Source organism: Tahibacter soli (genome assembly GCF_025717065.2).
GTDB lineage: Bacteria > Pseudomonadota > Gammaproteobacteria > Xanthomonadales > Rhodanobacteraceae > Tahibacter > Tahibacter soli.
Window position 1 is genome coordinate 789,894 of sequence record NZ_JAOVZO020000003.1, and the last position, 18,609, is coordinate 808,502.

Here is an 18,609-nt window from a genome sequence, read left to right on the forward strand (position 1 = left end):
ATGAGCCGTTTCACAGAATTTGCACGCTGAGCGTCACGATTCGATGTCGCAAAGTGACCGGGGCGGGCTCGCCCCGGTCAAAAACGGTCACGCGGCGACCGCTACGATTTCACGCCGGAGCGCCAGGCGAACACGGCGGCCTGCGTGCGGTCGTCGAGGTCGAGTTTCGCCAGCACGTTGCTGACGTGCGTCTTGACGGTTTTCTCGCCGATGCCCATGCGCGTGGCGATGACCTGGTTCGACAGGCCGTCGGCCATCAGCTCGAGCACTTCGCGTTCGCGCTGCGACAGGCGGTCGAGCGCGGTCGGCTGGGCGTCGCCGCCGGGCGAGCGTACGGCCTGGATCAGGCGGGTGGCCACGCGCGGATGCAGGATCGACTCGCCGCGGGCGGTGCGCCGGATCGCGTCGACGAGCGTATCGGCGTCGGCGTCCTTGAGGAGGTACGACAGTGCGCCGGCCTGGATCGCCTGCACGATCTGGCCGTCGTCCTCGTAGCTCGTCAGCACGAGTACCTGCGTCGCCGGGCTTTGCGCGCGGATCAGGCGCGTGGCTTCGACGCCGCCGCCGGGCATGACGAGATCGACGAGCGCGACGTCGGGCGAGAGCTCGACGCAGGTGGCGGCGGCCGACTCGGCACTGTCGGCCTCGCCGACGATGGCGAGGTCTTCGCAGGTGTCGAGGAAGGCGCGGATGCCGCGTCGGACCAGAACGTGATCGTCAGCCACGATGACACGGATCGGGGAGTTCATGTAGGCAACCTGAGCATAGGGGGAGATCAACGAAGACGCGGCGCCGCGCTGTGCGGACCCGTGCCTTCCCCGTGCGGCGCGCATCCTCGATGCGCTGCTGCATTGACCCGTCGCGGCCTGCGGCCCCGCGGGCGTCCGCCGCGCGGCGACGCCGCGCGTACGTCTGCGCATGCCGCCGTCGGCATGCTAACCATTGCACCGTACTTGCACGACGGTACCGACACCGGGCGCGCTGTCGAGTTCAAAACGGCCGCCCGGGAGGCGCTCGGCGCGCTCGCGCATGTTCGCAAGGCCCATGCCGCCGCTCGAATCGGCGCCGCCGACGCCGTTGTCGGACAGGCGAAACGCGATCTTGTCGTCGCGCCGCTGCAGCGAAATGGTCACCTTGCCGGCACCGCTGTGGCGCAACACGTTGGCGAGCGCCTCCTCGGCGATCAGCATCAGCGCCTCGCCGTAGACCGCGCCGTCGGGCACGTGTTCGTCGAGGTCGAGCTCGACGTCGAGCCCGTTCGAGCGCGCCCAGCGCTCGGCGAGTTCGCGCAGACGCGGCGCGAGAAAGCCGCGCGGCGCGTTCGGCGTGCGCAGCTCGTCGAGCACGAGCGCCAGCTCGCGCTGGATTTCGCTGATCAGGCGCGCCGACTCGTCGAGCCGCGCCGACGCCGGATGCGGACTCGCGCCGTTGCCGAGCAGGCGCCGCGCCGCGCCGATCTGCAGGTTCAGCGCGAACGCCTTCTGCTTGACGGTGTCGTGCAGATCGCGCGCCAGGCGCTGGCGCTCCTGCAAGGTGGCGAGGTCGGCGCGCGAGCGCATCAGGCTTTTGAGTTCCTGCGCCATGCGGTTGAGGTCGCGCGACAACAGGCCGAGCTCGTCCTGCGTATCGTCCGGTATCAGCGTCGAAAAATCGCCGCGGCTCCAGGCGGTGGCCGCATCGGCGATCGTATTGAGCCGGCGCGTGACCCAGCGCACCAGAAACAGCGCCGATGCGATGCTGAAGACGATGAGATACAAGAGCAGGATCGGCCACTCGAAGCTGGCTTCGCCGAGCATGCGCCGAAGCGGTGTCGGCACGCGGATTTCCGCGAGCAGGTAGCCGCGCGCCTGGCCGTTCGCATCGTGGATCGCCGCGAGCGAGCGACGTACTTTCTGCGGCGAATCGGCGCCGGGCAGGTCGATCGCGCCTTCGATGATCGCGTTGCGCCAGACCGCGTCGCCGGGCGCCGGCGCCTGCGCGCGCCAGCCTTCTTCGGGCGCCTGCGCCATCAGCTTGCCGTCGGCGTCGAACACGCTGATCGCGACCGGCGCGAGCGCCAGCTCCAGCAGCACGTACGACGAACCCGGCGAAAGTCCGTCCTGCGGCCGCTCCAGCTGCAGGACGAGCGCTTCGGCGCGCGTGGCGAGTTCGGTGTGGCTCGGCGGCTCGGCGTCCTGCCAGCGCCGGCCGATGCCGTCGGCGGCGCTTTTCGTCATCTGCGCCAGGCGGCCGCGATCGACCGCGGCGAACAGCTCATGGAATTCGAACGCGACGATGCTCCATTCGACCAGAACCAGGGCCGGCAGCGACAGCGCGACGTAGAACAGCGCGAGCTTGAACGTGAGGCCCTGAAGCGGGTGACGGCGTTGGGTCATCGAGCGGACTGCGGCGGACGGTACCGGAAGCGGCCAAGTGTGCCGCGAGACGGCGGCTGGCGGTAGTCCGGCCCGTTGCGCCGTACGGATCGCCTCAAGGCGGAGCCGCGATCGGTCCCGGGGCGCAGCGGTAGCGCGGCCTCCGCCCGTCGAGCTTTTGTACGAAGCGCAAGAATTTCATCGCGATCAGCGCGTCTGCGCGTCGGCGTCGGCCGGCGGCAGCGCGTTCGCGTGCTCCGGCAGGTTGTCGACGAGGCGCACGCCTGCGCTGCGCAGCGCGCCGTTGCCGACGTTGACGACCGCGTAGGCGTCGCGCATGTCGTCGGGTTCGGCACGCGCGCTGTTGCCTTCGATCGTCACGTCCGACAGCTGCGCGTCGCCGAGATTGAGCAGCGCCGAGGCCGTGACCACCGACGCGCGGCGGCCGGTGACGGTGTTGCCCGCAAGGCGCGTGCGCGCAAGGTCGATGCGGCCGTAGTTGAGCACGATGCCGGCGTCGCGCGCGGCGGCGAGCACGGCGTTGTGGCTGATTTCGCTGTCGACGCCGCGCAGCGTGCCGTAGTTGACGACGATCGCGTTGGCGCCGTCCGCGGTCGAATCGGTGACGCGCACGCGGTCGACGTGCAGCACGCCGCGATTGACGATCGCGCCTTGCGCCGCTTCGGCCAGCGCGAGGTTTTCGAGCGCGAGCTTGCCGCCGCGCGCGATGCCGACCAGCGCGAACTCGGCGTCGGAATAGCGGCGTATCTCGGCGCCGTTGCCGGCGATCGTGATCGCGGTGCGCACGAGCGGCAGCGCGTAGCGGCCCTCGCCGCCGGCCGCGTCGCGCATGAGGTACATGCCGTGCGGCGCAAGTTCGATGCGATCGGGCTCGGGCGTCGCCTCCGCCTGTTCGATCGCGCGGACGAGTCCGGCGGCGTCGTGGTCGGCGACGACGAACGTCGCGGCGGACGCGGTGCCGGCGAGCGCGGCGGTCAGGGCGAGGACGGTGTGTGCGAGTCGAAGCATGGTGTTCCCCCGGTGCGGCGCCGCGGTTACGCTGCGCTCGCGAAATAGAGCAGTCGATCTACGGCCTCGGCGGACGTGCGTACGTCCAACCCGTTGAGCGGCCGGGATTTGCTACTCGGCCCGGCGGGCGCGAGCAGGTCGGCGCCGGGCGAACGAGCCGACGAACGGCGCAAACGGCCGCGCGAACGCGCGACAGCAAGGGAGCAGACCGCATGTATACGTTGTACGGCGCGCGCGGCTGCGGTTCGGCCGCGGTCGAAGCGGTGCTGGCGTTGGCCGGCATCGACTACGCACTCGTCGAGGCGTCGCCATGGGAACGCGGCCCCGGCTTCGAGGCGCTGTGCCGCGTCAGCCCGCTGCCGCGCATTCCGACGCTCGTGCTCGACGACGGCACGGTGCTGACGGAGAGTGCCGCGATACTCGCCTGGCTGGTCGAACGCGGCGGCGCCCGTGCGCTCGGCGCCACCGGCGACGCGGCGCGCGCGGCCGAGCTGCGCTGGACCGTGCATCTCGCCTGCAATGTTTACAACGCAATAAGTATTCGCGATTTTCCGGAGCGCTGGATCGGCGATCCCGCGCGGCACGAGGATCTGCGCGAGCACGGCCTCGCTCGCCTGCGCGAAGCGTGGAGCGCGATGGCGGGCCAGCTGACGCCGGCGCCGTATCTCGTCGGCGAGCGCCTGGGCGTGCTCGACGTCTACGCCGCGATGATGAGCCGCTGGTCCGACACGCGCGCGTGGCTGCGGCAGGCGCATCCGCACGTCGAGGCGTCGCTCGCGCTGACCGAGCGCGACGCGACCGTCGCACGCGTGTGGGCGCGACATTTCGATTGAGGCGCGGCGCGCACGGCGGCACAATCGACGGATTGCCACGCAAGAGCAAGCCATGTCCCGCCGTATCGTCTCCCGCCGCTCGCCGATCCACGGCAACGGCGTTTTCGCCGCCGTCGATATTCCCGCCTTCACCACGCTGATCGAATACAAAGGGCGTCTCCTGACGCACGTGCAGGCCGACCGCCTGTATCCGGACAACGCCGATTCCGGCCACACGTTCCTGTTCACGCTCAACGAGCGCTACGTGCTCGACGCGAACGTCGACGGCAACATCGCGCGCTGGATCAACCACAGCTGCGATCCGAACTGCCGCGCGCTCGTCGCCGAGGATGCGCAGGGCCGCGCGAAGCGCGACCGCATCCTCATCGAATCGATCCGCGACATCCGCGCGGGCGAGGAGCTCGCCTACGACTACGGCATCGTGCTGGCGCAGCCGCATACGAAAAAGCTCAAGGCGATCTGGCAATGCCGCTGCGGCAGCCCGCATTGCACCGGCACGATGCTCAAGCCGAAGAACGGCCGCGGCGGCTGAGTCCGCCCCCTCGTCGCTGCGGCGGGCGCGCCGCGTGATCGTTCGCGGCGCCGCTTGACGCTACGAAAAGCGATGGGCGCCGCGTTGCCGTGATACGGCGGCGGCGCCGCAGGAGTAAGATCGCTGCGCGGGGACGCATCGGCCGACCGGCCGGCAGACGAGAGGAACGGGGGAAGCCATGCCAGTCGACAAGAATCTGGTAGTCATCGGTGCGTCCGATGAAGAAACCGCGCACTTGCGCCTCCTGATCCGCAAGGCCGGCGGAAAGCTGACGCACCGCTGGCGCTGGGGCAGCGAGGCGGGCGCCGATCTCGTCGTGGTCGATCCCGAGGCGTTCGCCGGGCAGATGGCGCGTACCCGCGCGCTGGCCGGCGGCCTGCGCTGCGCCGTGATCGTCGATGAAATGCCGCCGTCGAGCGAGCTGGTGCTGCGCCGACCGCTGCGCGAGGAAAACGTCGTCGACGTGCTCAACCGCGCCGGCGGGGCGATGTCGATGGCGCCGCCGCTCGAAAAGGGGCGGGGCCACCTGTACCTCGACGACGACGCGCACGACGGTGCCGACATCGTCACGCGCATGTTCGAAGACGGCATCGCGTCGCATCCGCCGCTGACGCCGCGCTCGACCGAGCCGCCGGCGCTCGGCTTCGACGAAGTGTTCAGGCGCGACGAAGCGGCCGAAAAGCCGATGTTCCGCGTGCCTTTGAGTCTCGACGGCGACACGCGACTGGAAGTGACCGACGCGCCGAGCGCGCGCAGCGAGGCGCGCTGGGGCGAATCGGTCGACGCGCTCGCGCCGCAGCCGCGCGGGGCGGGGCCGAACGTCGCGTTGCCGGGCGTCAAGCGTGCCGCCGCCGACGGCAGCCGGCATGCGCTGCGCGCGTTCGTCGACCAGCCGCTGCTCGGCGGTCCGGCGCAGATCGTGCTCGAAGGCGTGCCGGCGCTCACGCTCGACCCGAAGCATGCGACGTTCTACACGGTCGCGACGCTCGCCGAACTCGAACGTTACCTGCGCGAACCGCTCGCGCGCGCCGACTGGCGTGCGCTGACGACGGCGGAACTCGGCCAGGTGCGCGATACGCAGCCGGGTTGGCCGTACCGGCGGCTGGTGTGGCTCGACGTGCTGGTCAACTCCGACGGGAGGCTTGCATCGCAGCTCGATCCGGGCGGCACGTACCGGCTCAAGCAGCGCCTGGAGGTCGGCGCCGACCACCGCGGCCACGAACGCATCGTCCGCGCGATGGCCGAGCCCGCGCGGCTCAACGAGATCGCCGCGAAAGCCGGCGTGCCGATGGGCGCGGTGTTCGACGTCGTCAACGCGTATCACGCGATCGGCGAGGTCGAGTGGCAGTCGCGCGCGTCGCTGCGGGTGCCGGTGAAGCCGGAGGACAAGGGCGGGTTGTTGTCGCGGTTGAAGCGACCGTTCGGGCTGTAGCGCGGCGGTGGCGTTGCCGGACGCCGAGCAGGCGCGCGCGATCGCGCTGCGGATCGTGCGAGAGTTGTCCGGCCCGGACCAGAAACCGTTCGAGCTGATGCCGGAACGCACCCAAAGTCTCGACGACGGCTGGGTGTTCTTCTACCAGTCGGCGGAATTCGTGCGAACCGGCGATCCGCTGTCGGCGCTCGCCGGCAACTGCCCGATCTTCGTCATGCGTGACGGAACGGTGCATCTGTTGCCGACGTATTGGACATGGGAGCGGGGCGTCGAAAGCGTTCGTCGCGGCGGATGACGCTGCCTGTTGCGTCAAAAGATCCAGCCGTCCGGCTTCTTGCCGATGTGCTTTGTAACATAATGAATAGTATGGATAAGAATACTTGTTCCTGAGGATGCCGAATCGCATGCTTGGGCGCGCCTCGCTCAACCGCAGTTTTCGCGAGGTACAGCGTCAATTCGATTGCGTGCGGTATGGCTTTCTTTTGGAGCAAGGAATCCAACGATGAAAAGCTTTTTTTCGATTGCGACTTTGGCTGCTTTTTTGTTTGCGTTCAGTTCCGCCACAGCGGTGCCAAGCAGCGCTTCCTTTAGCGAGACCGCCGAGTTCGTCGCTGAAAAGGAGCGTGATGCGAGAGTTGGCGAGAGCCTGCTCTCGCCGATCCGCACGAGCGCGGAATTAAGTGCGTATTTGCAATTGCACAAGACAAGCCCGTTCAATGCGCTCAGCAAGCGTTCGCAGCAACTCTTCGTTGAAAGCTTGGTTTTTACCGAGAATGGATTGGCGAGCTACCGCTATCGCGAACTCGAGTCCGAACTCACTCCTCGGCAGGCGTTCGAATTGTTGAGTTTGTTCGGTGCACAGAAAACGCTCGGTTATCTTCAGTTCGCGCAAGCCTCAAGCGAAGAGAGCAACGCGGCGGCGAAGTTGGCGCCAGTCCTCCTGGACGACCACAAAGGCTACAGGTGCGTGCCGCCGGCGACGTGCCAGTCTTCGATGGACCACATTTGTATCGGCGCAAATTGCGGCATGTATCCGTGGTAGACGCTGGGTAGTGGAATCCTGCGCACTGCCGGTTGAGTAGTGCGCTTTCGCAGGAGGCCGAATGCATCTCTCTGTTCTATTTGCGCTGGTTGCCGCAATCGCATCTTCGCCGCCATGTCTGTCGGCCGAAGTGTTCGAAGCGCCGCTCCGACAAATGAGACGGATAGACGCCGAGTTCGCCGAACCGTCGCAGAAAGCGCCGCTGCTCGAAAAAGAACTGACGTCGATCGTCGCGACCGCGGAAAGCAAAGGACTCGCAGCGCTCGGCGACGACGACGCGCGCGATCTCTACGACGCGGCGCGGATGGCCGCGTACTACGGCTACGGAGCGCGCGCGGCATCGACGATGCGCCGCGCGTGGGACGAACTCGCTCGCCGGCGCATCGCGCCCCCGGGCTCGGCCGACGAGGTCGTCGAGACGCATGTCGCGGCCCGTCTGTTCGACGACGCGAGCGTCTTTCATCGTCGGCATACCCAAGCGGTGACGATTCCGCTGCCGGCGTTCGTCGACCTGCGCGCCCGACCTCGCGGGCCGACACTGCTCGAAGTGGCAGACGACGGTTCGACCTTGCGTCGACGAGAGTTTCCCGGCGCGGCGGTCGTCGTCGTGGGATCGCCGTGGTGCGGGTTTTCGCGTGCGGCCACTACGGCGATCGAAGACGACCGCGAACTCGCGACGGTCATGGCCGGGCATGCCAGATGGCTGATCCCGCAGCAGATCGTTCGCGACGTACGCGCCGTCGCGCGCTGGAACCGCGAACACCCGACGGCTGCCATGGCGATGATCTATCGTCGGAGCGAATGGCCTTACATCCGGTCGAGCGCGACGCCGGCGTTCTATTTTTTCCGCGACGGACAACTCGTCTCGTCGTTCAGCGGCTGGGCCGGTGCGGAGCAGAAGGCCGCGCTGCTCGCGGGGTTGCGGGCGGCGGGCGTCGTCTCAGGCGCGGAGTCGACGCAAGCCGACTGACGCGGCCGCCGCCTACCGCTTCGCGAACCGATAATGCGCCACCTTCCACTCTTCCCCGTTGCGATAACCGAACAATTCGGCGCACGACATCCAGAACATGCGCCAGCGCTGCGCCCATAGCGCGGCGCCCGCGCGGCCGTACGCCGCTTCGAGCACCTTGAGCACCTCGCCGCGGTGCGCGTCCTGGTTCGCGAGCCAGTGGTTCGCCGTGTTGCGGTAGTGCAGCCCCGACAGTTCCCATTGCGCGTCGAGCGCCAGGTCGTGCTGGAACCGCGACAGCGTCGCGACCGACGGCATCAGGCCGCCGGTGAAGAAATGGCGGCCCATCCAGTTGTCGTCGCCCGCCGTCTCGAACGGATACATCAGGTCGCGGTGGCAGAAGATGTGCACGAACAGGTTGCCGCCAGGCGCCAGCCACGACGCGATGCGCGCCAGCAGCGTCCGGTAGTTGCGCATGTGCTCGAACATCTCGATCGACACGGCGCGGTCGTAGCGTGCGGCGTCGAGGGTCAGCCGGTTGACGTCCTGCGTGATCACCGCGACGTTGTCGATGCCGAGCGCGCGGCAGCGCGCCTCGATGAATTCGCGCTGCGGCCGCGAGTTGGATACCGCCGTGATGCGCGCATACGGATGGCGCTGCGCCATCCACAGCGTCAGCGAGCCCCAGCCGCAGCCGAGCTCGAGAATCTCCTGGCCGTCGGCGAGTCCCGCGCGCTCGCCGTACAGCGCGAGCATCGCGTCTTCGGCCTGCGCGAGCGTCTCATCGCCGCGCGGGTAGTACGCGCTCGAGTATTTCAGGCGCGGCCCGAGGCACAGCTCGAAGAACCGGGCCGGCAGTTCGTAGTGCTGCTCGTTCGCCGCATCGGTGTGCAGCGCGAGCGGGCTGCGGTCGAGTTCGGCCAGTCGCGCCTCGAAGCGCGCGCGCACCGCCTCGTCGCCGCCTTCGCGCTCTTCGCGCAGGCGCTGCGCGCAGCGGCGGCGGATGCCCAGGCGCGTCATCGCGTCGGGCAGGTAGCCGCGTTCGCACAGGCCGAGCAGTCCCGCCGCCGGCCGGTCTTTCGCCAGTTGCCGCAATGCCGCGTTCGCGCTGTGCGTCATGACGCCCTCCGCTTCGGAAACCAGGGAACGAAGATGCTGGTGCGGCGCTGGTAATCGCGGTAGTCGTCGCCGCGCGAACGCAGCGCCTGCGCCTCGACGAACGGTATCCCCGTGATCCAGCATAGCGCGACGAGCATCAGCGCGGGGCCGAGCCACGCCAGCCACGCGTGCGGCGCCCCGACCGCGAGGCAGACGTACGCGAACCAGTGCAGCCACTCGAAGAAGTAGTTCGGGTGCCGCGAATAGCGCCACAGGCCGGCGCGGCACGTTCTGCCGCGGTTGCGCGGATCGCGGCGGAACTGCGCCAGCTGCATGTCGGCGACGGTTTCGCCGCTGACCGCGAGCGCCCACACGACGACGCCGGCGGCGATCCACGGCGTGACGTACGCGTCCGGGTTGCCGGCGGCGGCGAGAAACGGCAGCGAGAACAGCGCGACGAGCACCGCCTGGAACTGAAAAAAGAAAAAGAACTTCAGCTGATCGTCGCGCCAGTGCCGGCGCAGGTGGCGGTAGCGGCCGTCCTCGTGTTCCGTGAGCACGCGCGCGAGCACGTGCATGCACAGGCGAAAGCCCCAGAAGCCGCCGAGCACGGCGACCGCGAAGCGCGCGACGACGCCGCCCTCGGCGACGCCGGCGTAGAACAGCGCGGCGAAGCTCATGCACGCGGCCCACACCGCGTCGACGACGCCGGCGTTGCGCGTGCGCCGCTGCAGCAGCCAGGCCGCGAGCATCGCGACGGCCGACACGGCCCAGACGACGGCGACGGGCTCGAAGTTCACGCGCGCGCCAGCCCCGGTACGAACGCCTCGCGCCGGTTGCCCGGCCGCGCGAGCAGCATCTGCGCCGTGCCGATCGAACGTTCGCGAAAACCGCCCTCGCAGTACGCGAGGTAGTACTCCCACAACCGGATGAAGCGCTCGTCGAAGCCTTGCGCGCGCACGTCGGCCAGACGCGACATGAAACGCTCCCGCCACGCCTTGAGCGTCAGCGCGTAGCTGGTGCCGATGTCCTCGAGGTTGACGAGCCGCAGGTCGCCGGTGCGCGAGAGCGCGCCGACGATCGCGCCGACCGACGGGATGAAGCTGCCGGGAAACACATAGCGCTTGATGAAATCGACCGACCTCAACGCCTGCGCGTAGCGGTGCTCTTCGATCGTGATCGCCTGGATCAGCGCGAGGCCGTGCGGTTCGAGCCGGTCGACGAGGCGGCGGCAGTAGGTATCGAGATACTGGTGGCCGATCGCTTCGATCATTTCGATCGACACGAGCTTGTCGTAGCGGCCTTCGAGTTCGCGATAGTCGCGATTGAGCACGGTCACGCGATCGGCGAGGCCGGCCGCGGCGACGCGCGCGACGGCGAGCTCGTACTGCTCGCGCGAGATCGTCGTCGTCGTGACGTGGCAGCCGTGGCGCGCCGCCGCGTGCAGGGCGAAGCCGCCCCAGCCGGTGCCGATCTCGAGCACGCGGTCGCCGGGTTTCAGGTCGAGCTTGGCGCAGATGCGGTCGAGCTTGCGCGTCGACGCGGTGTCGATCGATTCGTCTTCGTGCGCGAACAGCGCCGATGAATACATGAGATCGTCGGACAGGAACAGCCGGAAGAACGCGTTGCCGAGGTCGTAGTGCGCCGCGATGTTGCGCCGGCTGCCGGCGTGCGTGTTGCGCCTGAGCGCGTTCCACGCGCGCATCATGAGGCCGCCCCAGCGTGCGAGCCCCGTTTCCATCGCGTCGAGATGGTCGCGGTTGCGCACGAGCATGCGCACGAGCGCGACGAGATCGTCGCACTCCCACAGCCCGTCGATGTACGCCTCGGCGGCGCCGACGCTGCCGTTCGCGGCGACGCAACGATAGAACGCCGGGTCGTGCACGCGGACGCGCGCCCGCAGCGTGTCGGCGCCGGCCGGCGCGTCCACGCCGAGTTCGGCGACGCCGAGCGCGTCGGTCATCGTCAGTCGCGATTGCGAGAGCGTACCCATCTGTTGCAGCAGCCGGTGGCGGAGCGAGCGGTCGAATGCGCCGTAGCGCGTCGAAAATGCAACGGCGGCGACCTTCGTGGTGTCGTTCATGCACGCTCCTGCGATTTGGCGGGGTGAGGGTAAACCGGATTGCGTCGTAGAAAGATCAAGAGCGCCTGCCAGTGGATCGCCGCGACCACGCGCAGCGTCATCGCCGGAAACCGCCACAGCACGCGGCGCAGGTTCGCCGCGGTCCACGGGCGGCGCTCGAGCACGAGCGTCGCGTCGAATTCGCGTTCGCCGCCGTCGGTCACGTTCATGTGCACGCGCAGCATCTCGCCAGGCTCGGTGAAGCGCCATGCGTAGTCGCGTGCGAGCGGAAGGAACGGCGAGACGTGGAACGCCTTGCCGAAATCCCAGCGCAGCGCGCTGCCGCGGCGATCGGCCGCGTCGACCGCGAGCACGTAGCTGTGACGTTCGCGCCACGGCGTGTTCGTGATTTCGGCGACGATGCAGCGCAGCAAACCGGCCTTGTCATAGCAATAGTAGAAAGTCACCGGATTGAAGCAATGTCCCAAATAGCGCAGATGCGTGAGCATTCGAATCACGCCGTCGGGCCGCGCGCCGGTCGCTTCAAAAACGCGCTGCCGCACGGCTTCGTCCAGCGGCACGGCCGGGTCGCCGAGGTAGTCGGCGCGGCGAAACTCGACGACGTTGCGCCGGCCGACCGAGAACAACCGGCGCTGCGCGAACAGCGCGTCGATTTCGGCGAGGTCGAGGTACATCAGGCACAGGCGATAGCGGAACGCGTGCGGGTGCGGCGCGTAGCGGCGATGGCGCACCCAGCCTTCGTAGACGGCGCTGGCGGGCGTCTTGCCGGCGTCGCTGCGATCGTTGCGGCTGTTCTCGTTCACGGTCATCGCCCGCTCGCGAACTCCTCGGCGACGGCGTGCGCGCTGCGCATGCCGTCTTCGTGAAAGCCCCAGCCCCAGTATGCGCCCGCGAACCACGTGCGGCGGCGCCCCTGGATCTCGTGCAGGCGCGCCTGCGCCGCGACCGCGCCGGCGTCGAACACCGGATGCGCGTAGCGCATGCGCGCGATGACCTGCGCCGGATCGATCGCGTCGGTGCGGTTGAGCGTGACGACGAGCGGACGCGGCGAGTCGATGCCTTGCAGGAGGTTCATGCAGTAGCTGACGGTGCAGTGTTCGCCCGGCCGCGCCGGCACGAACGCGTTCCAGGCGGCCCAGGCGCGACGGCGACGCGGCAGCAGGCGCGCGTCGGTGTGCAGCACCGTGTCGTTCGTCTGCCAGCCGATCGCGCCGAGAATCTCGCGCTCGCGCGCGTCCGCGTCGGCGAGCAGCGCGAGCGCCTCGTCGCTGTGGCAGGCGAGCACGACGCGGTCGTAGCGCTCGTCGCCGGCCGCGCTGGCGACCGTGACACCGGCGTCGTCGCGGCGCACCGCGCGGACCGGACAGCCGACGCGTTCGGCCACGCGCCAGCGCGCGCGCAGCGCGCGCACGTAGGTCGACGAACCGCCGCGCACGACGCGCCACTGCGGCCGCTCGTCGACCTGCAGCATGCGGTGGTTGGCCATGAACGCGACGAGATGGCGCATCGGAAATTCGAGGATGCGCGAGGCCGGCGACGACCACAGCGCGCTCGCCATCGGCACGAGGTGATCGTCGCGGAACGCCGCGCCGTAGCGGCGCGCGACGAGCCAGTCGCCGAGCGACGGTCCCGGGCCGGCGCCGTTGGCGCCGAGCAGCACCGGCGCTTCGCGGTAGAAGCGCAGGATGTCGCGCACCATGCCCCAGAAGCGCGGGCTGACGAGGTTGCGCCGCTGCACGAACAACCGGTTCATGTCGGTCGCGTTGTATTCGAGCCCGCTCGCCTCGTTGCGCACGGCGAAGCTCATCGTCGTGGGCTGCGAGGCGACGCCCAGTTCGTCGAACCAGCGGCACAGCAGCGGATAGTTTTCGGGGTTGAACACGATGAAGCCGGTGTCGACCGCGTAGCGCATGCCGTCGAGTTCGACGTCGTGCGTGTGCGTGTGGCCGCCGAGACGGTCGTTCGCCTCGAACAGCGTGACGTCGTGTTCGCGCGAGAGCAGCCACGCGCTCGCCATGCCCGCGACGCCGCCGCCGACGACGGCGATCTTCATCGCGTCACCCGGCGCAGGCCGGCCGGCACGGGCTTGAGATCCCACACGAGGCCCATCGCCGCGAGCGCGCGCAGGCCGCAGTAGGTGAGGTCGAACTCCCACCACGCGAAACCCTGGCGCGCCGAACCGGGAAAGTGGTGGTGATTGTTGTGCCAGCCTTCGCCGAACGTGATCAGCGCGAGCCACACGTTGTTGCGGCTGTCGTCGTCCGTGTCGAAGCGGCGCGTGCCGTAGCGGTGGGCGAGCGAGTTGATCGTCACCGTGGCATGGAACAGCACGACGGTCGAGACGAAGAAACCCCAGATCAGCAGCTGCGCGGCGCTCGTGCCCGACGCCGGATGATGCCGTTCGAGCCAGCCGCCGAGGACGAACAGCCCGGTTGCGAGCGCGATCGGCACGAATACGTCGTAGCGGTCGAGCAGGCGCAGTTCGGGATAGCGCGCGAGGTCGGGGATGCGGTCGAAATCGGTGCGAAAACCGCGACGCGTCAGGAACCAGCCGACGTGGCTGCGCCAGAAGCCGAGCCGGCGCGGCGAATGCGGATCGTGCTCGGTATCGGCGTGGCGATGGTGGTTGCGGTGGTGCGCGGCCCACCACAGCGGCCCGCGCTGCACGCTCGCGGCGCCGACGAGCGCGAACGCGAACTGCAGCGCGCGCGACGTGCGAAACGCGCGGTGCGAGAAATAGCGGTGGTAGAAGCCGGTGATCGCGAACATGCGCACCGCGTACAGCGCGAGCGCCGTCCACAGCGCGAACGGCGAGACGCCGACGAAGAACACGCCCAGGCACATGACGTGCATGCCGAGAAACGGCACGACGCGCAGCCAGTCGATCGCGCGGTCGTCGCCGCCGGCGGCGTCGGCGCCGGTCGTGTCGGTACCCGTGGTGTCGAACCAGCGCGAAAGCGCGAGCGCGGCGCGGCGCCACCAGGGACTTTCCGTTGTACGTTCGACAGACGACATGCGTTGCTCCCCGGGTGCTTGAACCCTCTCCCCCAAGCTTGCTTGGGGGAGAGGGCAGGGTGAGGGGGAAGCGCCTGGCGCCGCCGTGAGCCCGACGTAGCGCCACGCGCTTCCCCTCACCCTGCCCTCTCCCCCGCGCGAGCGCGGGGGAGAGGGAGTCGTCAGGCTTACGCGTGTCGCGGGCGTTTCGGATGCACCATTCCCCGTTGGTCGCAATGGGCAACTGCACTTCTTTACTTGTCGAATTTACAGTTTCAGCTCGACCTTCGTCGTTACCGAGTTCGCGATAAAGCACGCCGCGTGCGCGCGCTCGTGGAACTTCGCGTAGTCGTCGGCGCCCGGCTGCTTGTCGCCCGCGAACGTCACCGTCGGCGCGAGCACCGCGCGCGTCACGGCCATCTTGCCGTCGGCGTTCTTGTCGAGGATCGCCACGGCGTCGTCGGCATAGCTGTCGACGACATAGCCGCGATTGGCCACGACCGCGAGAAACGTCAGCATGTGGCAGGTCGACAGCGCGGCGAGCAGCAGCTCCTCGGGATTGCTCGCGGCCGCGTCGCCGCCGTATTCGGGCGCGGCGGAGTTGCGCACGGCCTGGCCGCCCTCGAAGCGCACTTCGTGTTCGCGCGGATAGTTGCCGCGTTCGAACGCGGCGTCGTTGCGCCGCCAGCGGACGCTGACGCGATGGTCGGACATGGATCGATCCTCTTTGACTGCGAGCGACGGATGCGGCAGCGTTCGCCGATGCCCCGAAAGTATCCCGATTCGCGTTCCGCCCCAAGACTTGACGAGCCGCGCCACGGCGTGGCCCGCGCGATTTCCCGGCGAGGCTGGTGCTCGCGCAGCGCCGCGGCCGAACTCGTGCGCGCCGGCCGCGTCGCCGTGAACGGTCGCGCCGTGCGCGATCCGGAACATCCGACGTCGCCGCGCGACCGCATCGCCGTCGACGGCGTCGAGGTCGCCGCCGCGCCAACCGTCTGGCTGATGCTCAACAAGCCGCGCGGCTACGTCACGACGGCATCGGACGAGCGCGGCCGCGACACCGTCTACGCGCTGATCGACGACCCGGCGCTGCCGTGGCTCGCGCCGGTCGGCCGGCTCGATCAGGCGAGCGAGGGATTGCTGCTGTTCACGAACGACAGCGCCGCCGCGGCGCGGCTCGCGGCGCCGGAAAGCCACGTCGACAAGACCTACCACGTGCAGGTCGACCGCATCCCCGACGAGGCGCTCCTCGCGCGCCTGACCGACCGCGCGACCGACGGCGCGGCGAAGACATGCCGCGTGCTGCGCGCCGGCGAGAAGAACGCGTGGCTCGAAATCGTGCTCGACGAGGGCCGCAACCGGCAGATCCGGCGCCTGCTCGGCGCGCACGGCGTGGCCGTGCTGCGGCTCGTGCGCGTCGCGATCGGCGGCCTCGCACTCGGCGATCTGCCGAAGGCGCGGTGGCGCGCGCTTGACGACGCCGACCTCGCGTTACTGAAATAAGCCGGAGGAAATCGCGCCGCGTTGCGTATCCCGTCGTCGCCACCGGTCCGGTGGCGTCAACGGAAGGCGGCAATGAAAAGGATGCGGGTCATTTTCTGCGCGGCGCTGGCCGCGCTCGGGCTGAGCACGGCGGCGTTCGCGCGCAGCGAAATCGACGAGACGTTCGGCTACGTCGGATTCATCCGCTATGGCTTCGGCGCGGTACCGGGCGGCACGCTCGACGACCGCGGCGTCGTCGCGTGTCCGGGACCGCTCGGCAGTCTCTACGTCGCGGGCACGGCGTCGGGCGACCGGCGCATCGTCAGCGCCTGGCTCGACGAGAGCGGCGGCCTCGATACGCGCTTCTCGGACGATGGCAAGGAGTCGTTCGACCTGCCGCCCGCGGTGCGCACCGCGTACGGCGAAACGGGGCTGTGCCAGAGCGACGGCAAGGTCGTCGTCGCGATGGAATTCGCCGACGCGAACGACGTCGGCACGCTGATGCTCGTCAAGCTCGACCCGGCCACGGGCAAGCCCGACCCGGCGTTCGGCGCGGCCGGCTGGGTGTCGTTCGACGTCAGCGCGCAGGTCGGCGGGCTGAACAAGATCGAAGTGCCGACGCTCGTCAGTCCCGGCCGCGACGGCGACATCCTCGTCGGGGGCTGGTACGACGACGTGCGCGGCCTGCGGCACGGCTATCTCGTGCGCGTGACGCGCAACGGCGTCGTCGCGGCGTTCGCGTCGGCCGCGGCGTTCGACGTCACCGCGTCGATGTTCGGCGCGGCGGTCGCGTCGCCGGACGGCGCGATCTGGGCGGCGACCGTGCATGCATCGTACCCGGGCATGCCGTCGACGCTCGTCAGGCTCGACTACGCGACGTTGAAGTTTCAGGAAAAACTGCAGGCGTCGCTCGGCGCGGGTTTCGTGCCGCGCAGCGGCCGGCTCGTCGACGACGCGCTGGTGCTCGCCGGCGCGACCGGTACGACGCCGGTCGTGTCGATCGTGCGCGAGCGCGGCTACACGCAGACGCCGCTGCCGGCGATTCCGGGCGCGAACGCCGTACGGTCGGCGCAGGTCGTGCCGCGCGCGAACGGCAATCTCCTCGTTGCCGCGCACGTGCTCGACGCGCGCGATTTCGGCTTCGGCTACTACTTCGCCTCGCTCGTGCGCGCACCCGACGACGCGCTGGCGCCCGATCCTGCGTTCGGCGTCGGCGGCGTGTCGTTCACGACGCCGACGATCGTGACCGGCTGCACGCCGGTCGGTCCGCAGTTCGCGCGCATGACGCTGTGGAACGACCGCCCGGTATGGGTCGGTTCGGCCACCGTGTGCGATCCGGGCCGTCCGGCGCACCTCGACTATCTCGTCCTGCGCCTGAAGGCGCCGGGGGCCTGACGCTGCGCGCCGCCGCCGTTCGCGGCGGCGGCGCCTGGGAGACGAACATGCAAAAGTTCATCGTATACCTGTGGCTTCTCGCCGCCGGCACCGCGGGCGCCGCGAGCGACCCCGACCTGTCGTTCGGCAGTTCCGGCGTGATGCGCTACGGCTTCGACGCCGTCGGCGGCGGTCGCAACGATCGCGCCGGTGTCGCGTGCCCCGGACCGCGCGGCAGCCTGTTCGCGGTCGGCACGGCGTCGAGCGACCGCCGCGTCGTCAGCGTCTGGCTCGCCGAGAACGGCGCGCTCGACCCGAGCTTCTCGGACGACGGCAAGCAGTCGTTCGACCTGCCGGCCGCCTGGCCTACTCTCTACGGCGAAACGGGCCTGTGCGGCAGCGACGGCAAGGTGACGTTCGCGTTCGAAAGCGCCGATGCGAACGACGAGGGCCGGCTGACCCTGCTGCGCATCAATCCGGCCGACGGCCTGCCCGACGCGTCGTTCGGCACCGGCGGTCGCGTCGACGTCGATCTCGACGCGTACGCGACGGGGCTCGGCGAGATCGAATCGATCGTCGCGGTGAACCCGGGCCGCGACGGCGATCTGATCGTCACGGGCTGGTACGACCGGCCGGGTGACGCGTCGAGCGGTTTCGTCGTGCGGATCACGGCGACCGGCGGCGTCGCGGCGGTCGCGTTCGCCGAAGCGTTCGATGCGACGAGCCACCAGTTCGTCGCGGCGATGCCGTCGCCCGACGGCGCGCTGTGGGTCGCCGGCACCACCGACGGCGCGCCGCGCGGCGGGCGCGTGTACCGGCTCGACTACGCGACGCTCGCCTGGCTCGGCACGGCCGCGACGCTGCCCGCGGGTTTCGAACCGCGCAGCGGGCGCGCGCTCGACGCCGGCGCGTTCGCGCTCGCCGGCCGCATCGACGAGGCGGTGCCGGCCGTCGCGCTGTTGACCGCGTCCGGGGCGAGCGCGTTGGCGCTGCCGCCGGTGCCGAGCGCGCACCTCGTGGTCGACGCGCAGATCGTGCCGTTGTCGAACGGCACCTACGCGGTGGCGGCCGACGTCGTCAACGCCTCGAATCTGCGCTTCGGCTTCTACTTCGCCGGCGTGCGCCGCGCCGGCGGCGCGTTCGCGCTCGAGACGACGTTCGGCGAGGACGGCTCGCGGCTCGTACCCGCGGGCTTCGGCACGGGCTGCGGGTTCGCGGCGTTCGATCTCGGACGCGTGACGGTCTGGCGCGACCGGCCGGTCTGGTTCGGCACCGCGCAGGTGTGCGACACGATCTCGCAGCACAACGACTATCTGTTCTTGCGCCTGACGCGTTCGGACCTGATTTTCCGCGACGGTTTTCAATGAGCGGCGCGCGCGTCGCGCCGACGCGCGGTGTCGTATGCTG

At 69.4% G+C, this 18,609-nt stretch carries 19 protein-coding genes; 9 read left to right on the plus strand and 10 right to left on the minus strand.

Annotated elements, in window-relative coordinates; all coding sequences use genetic code 11:
* Nucleotides 1-101: 101 nt before the first annotated feature.
* The 3 genes from OD750_RS05915 to OD750_RS05925 all read right to left on the minus strand — a co-directional run bounded on the left by OD750_RS05915 (nt 102) and on the right by OD750_RS05925 (nt 3,383).
* Nucleotides 102-749, minus strand: coding sequence for a response regulator (locus OD750_RS05915; protein ID WP_263543339.1), 648 nt, complete (start codon nt 747-749; stop codon nt 102-104).
* Between the two features lie 186 nt (nt 750-935).
* The gene (locus OD750_RS05920; protein WP_263543340.1) at nt 936-2,375 is read right to left on the minus strand and encodes a sensor histidine kinase; all 1,440 of its coding nucleotides are present in this window, start codon (nt 2,373-2,375) and stop codon (nt 936-938) included.
* Between the two features lie 186 nt (nt 2,376-2,561).
* Nucleotides 2,562-3,383 carry a hypothetical protein gene (locus OD750_RS05925; protein WP_263543341.1) on the minus strand — a complete coding sequence of 274 codons (822 nt, stop codon included), beginning with the start codon at nt 3,381-3,383 and terminating at the stop codon, nt 2,562-2,564.
* A gap of 212 nt (nt 3,384-3,595) precedes the next feature.
* On the opposite strand from OD750_RS05925, the gene OD750_RS05930 reads away from it, so the two are divergent.
* The 6 genes from OD750_RS05930 to OD750_RS05955 all read left to right on the plus strand — a co-directional run bounded on the left by OD750_RS05930 (nt 3,596) and on the right by OD750_RS05955 (nt 8,192).
* Nucleotides 3,596-4,216 (plus strand): glutathione S-transferase family protein, encoded by a 621-nt coding sequence (locus OD750_RS05930; protein WP_263543342.1) that lies wholly within the window; start codon nt 3,596-3,598, stop codon nt 4,214-4,216.
* A 52-nt stretch (nt 4,217-4,268) separates the two neighbouring features.
* Nucleotides 4,269-4,748 carry an SET domain-containing protein gene (locus tag OD750_RS05935; protein WP_263543343.1) on the plus strand — a complete coding sequence of 160 codons (480 nt, stop codon included), beginning with the start codon at nt 4,269-4,271 and terminating at the stop codon, nt 4,746-4,748.
* A gap of 178 nt (nt 4,749-4,926) precedes the next feature.
* Entirely contained in the window at nt 4,927-6,180 is a 1,254-nt protein-coding gene (locus OD750_RS05940) for a hypothetical protein (RefSeq protein WP_263543344.1), read from the plus strand.
* Between the two features lie 7 nt (nt 6,181-6,187).
* The gene (locus OD750_RS05945) at nt 6,188-6,475 is read left to right on the plus strand and encodes a YrhB family protein (protein WP_263543345.1); all 288 of its coding nucleotides are present in this window, start codon (nt 6,188-6,190) and stop codon (nt 6,473-6,475) included.
* A 207-nt stretch (nt 6,476-6,682) separates the two neighbouring features.
* Nucleotides 6,683-7,222, plus strand: a complete 540-nt coding sequence (locus OD750_RS05950; protein WP_263543346.1) for a hypothetical protein — start codon at nt 6,683-6,685, stop codon at nt 7,220-7,222.
* 154 nt (nt 7,223-7,376) lie between these two features.
* A complete protein-coding gene (locus OD750_RS05955; protein ID WP_263543347.1) occupies nt 7,377-8,192 on the plus strand; it encodes a YbbN family protein in 816 nt (271 codons plus the stop codon).
* 12 nt (nt 8,193-8,204) lie between these two features.
* Here the strand turns inward: OD750_RS05955 and OD750_RS05960 are convergent, their stop codons facing one another.
* The 7 genes from OD750_RS05960 to OD750_RS05990 form a co-directional block, all read right to left on the minus strand.
* Nucleotides 8,205-9,290, minus strand: a complete 1,086-nt coding sequence (locus tag OD750_RS05960) for an SAM-dependent methyltransferase (RefSeq protein WP_272841817.1) — start codon at nt 9,288-9,290, stop codon at nt 8,205-8,207.
* A complete protein-coding gene (locus OD750_RS05965; protein WP_263543524.1) occupies nt 9,287-10,021 on the minus strand; it encodes a DUF1295 domain-containing protein in 735 nt (244 codons plus the stop codon). The genes OD750_RS05960 and OD750_RS05965 overlap by 4 nt, the downstream gene beginning before the upstream one ends.
* 44 nt (nt 10,022-10,065) lie before the next feature.
* Nucleotides 10,066-11,352: an SAM-dependent methyltransferase gene (locus OD750_RS05970; RefSeq protein WP_263543349.1), complete on the minus strand. Its 1,287-nt coding sequence runs from the start codon at nt 11,350-11,352 to the stop codon at nt 10,066-10,068.
* Entirely contained in the window at nt 11,349-12,161 is an 813-nt protein-coding gene (locus OD750_RS05975; RefSeq protein ID WP_263543350.1) for a DUF1365 domain-containing protein, read from the minus strand. Before OD750_RS05975 ends, OD750_RS05970 begins: the two co-directional genes overlap by 4 nt.
* Entirely contained in the window at nt 12,158-13,405 is a 1,248-nt protein-coding gene (locus OD750_RS05980) for an NAD(P)/FAD-dependent oxidoreductase (RefSeq protein WP_263543351.1), read from the minus strand. Before OD750_RS05980 ends, OD750_RS05975 begins: the two co-directional genes overlap by 4 nt.
* Nucleotides 13,402-14,367 carry an acyl-CoA desaturase gene (locus OD750_RS05985; RefSeq protein WP_263543352.1) on the minus strand — a complete coding sequence of 322 codons (966 nt, stop codon included), beginning with the start codon at nt 14,365-14,367 and terminating at the stop codon, nt 13,402-13,404. Before OD750_RS05985 ends, OD750_RS05980 begins: the two co-directional genes overlap by 4 nt.
* A 246-nt stretch (nt 14,368-14,613) precedes the next feature.
* Nucleotides 14,614-15,060 (minus strand): OsmC family protein, encoded by a 447-nt coding sequence (locus OD750_RS05990; protein WP_263543353.1) that lies wholly within the window; start codon nt 15,058-15,060, stop codon nt 14,614-14,616.
* A gap of 48 nt (nt 15,061-15,108) precedes the next feature.
* Between OD750_RS05990 and OD750_RS05995 the strand changes: the two genes are divergently transcribed.
* From OD750_RS05995 to OD750_RS06005, 3 genes are all read left to right on the plus strand, one after another.
* The gene (locus tag OD750_RS05995) at nt 15,109-15,849 is read left to right on the plus strand and encodes a pseudouridine synthase (protein WP_263543525.1); all 741 of its coding nucleotides are present in this window, start codon (nt 15,109-15,111) and stop codon (nt 15,847-15,849) included.
* 72 nt (nt 15,850-15,921) lie between these two features.
* Nucleotides 15,922-17,223, plus strand: a complete 1,302-nt coding sequence (locus OD750_RS06000; protein WP_263543354.1) for a hypothetical protein — start codon at nt 15,922-15,924, stop codon at nt 17,221-17,223.
* 47 nt (nt 17,224-17,270) lie between these two features.
* Nucleotides 17,271-18,569, plus strand: a complete 1,299-nt coding sequence (locus tag OD750_RS06005; RefSeq protein WP_263543355.1) for a hypothetical protein — start codon at nt 17,271-17,273, stop codon at nt 18,567-18,569.
* The last annotated feature ends 40 nt before the right edge of the window (nt 18,570-18,609 follow it).

Coding starts and splice junctions, on each gene's coding strand:
- OD750_RS05915 (WP_263543339.1), bottom strand. CDS start 749: ATGAACTCCCCGATCCGTGTCATCGTGGCTGACGATCACGTTCTGGTC.
- OD750_RS05920 (WP_263543340.1), bottom strand. CDS start 2,375: ATGACCCAACGCCGTCACCCGCTTCAGGGCCTCACGTTCAAGCTCGCG.
- OD750_RS05925 (WP_263543341.1), bottom strand. CDS start 3,383: ATGCTTCGACTCGCACACACCGTCCTCGCCCTGACCGCCGCGCTCGCC.
- OD750_RS05930 (WP_263543342.1), top strand. CDS start 3,596: ATGTATACGTTGTACGGCGCGCGCGGCTGCGGTTCGGCCGCGGTCGAA.
- OD750_RS05935 (WP_263543343.1), top strand. CDS start 4,269: ATGTCCCGCCGTATCGTCTCCCGCCGCTCGCCGATCCACGGCAACGGC.
- OD750_RS05940 (WP_263543344.1), top strand. CDS start 4,927: ATGCCAGTCGACAAGAATCTGGTAGTCATCGGTGCGTCCGATGAAGAA.
- OD750_RS05950 (WP_263543346.1), top strand. CDS start 6,683: ATGAAAAGCTTTTTTTCGATTGCGACTTTGGCTGCTTTTTTGTTTGCG.
- OD750_RS05955 (WP_263543347.1), top strand. CDS start 7,377: ATGAGACGGATAGACGCCGAGTTCGCCGAACCGTCGCAGAAAGCGCCG.
- OD750_RS05960 (WP_272841817.1), bottom strand. CDS start 9,290: ATGACGCACAGCGCGAACGCGGCATTGCGGCAACTGGCGAAAGACCGG.
- OD750_RS05965 (WP_263543524.1), bottom strand. CDS start 10,021: ATGCTCGCGGCCTGGCTGCTGCAGCGGCGCACGCGCAACGCCGGCGTC.
- OD750_RS05970 (WP_263543349.1), bottom strand. CDS start 11,352: ATGAACGACACCACGAAGGTCGCCGCCGTTGCATTTTCGACGCGCTAC.
- OD750_RS05975 (WP_263543350.1), bottom strand. CDS start 12,161: ATGACCGTGAACGAGAACAGCCGCAACGATCGCAGCGACGCCGGCAAG.
- OD750_RS05980 (WP_263543351.1), bottom strand. CDS start 13,405: ATGAAGATCGCCGTCGTCGGCGGCGGCGTCGCGGGCATGGCGAGCGCG.
- OD750_RS05985 (WP_263543352.1), bottom strand. CDS start 14,367: ATGTCGTCTGTCGAACGTACAACGGAAAGTCCCTGGTGGCGCCGCGCC.
- OD750_RS05990 (WP_263543353.1), bottom strand. CDS start 15,060: ATGTCCGACCATCGCGTCAGCGTCCGCTGGCGGCGCAACGACGCCGCG.
- OD750_RS05995 (WP_263543525.1), top strand. CDS start 15,109: ATGCCCCGAAAGTATCCCGATTCGCGTTCCGCCCCAAGACTTGACGAG.
- OD750_RS06000 (WP_263543354.1), top strand. CDS start 15,922: ATGAAAAGGATGCGGGTCATTTTCTGCGCGGCGCTGGCCGCGCTCGGG.
- OD750_RS06005 (WP_263543355.1), top strand. CDS start 17,271: ATGCAAAAGTTCATCGTATACCTGTGGCTTCTCGCCGCCGGCACCGCG.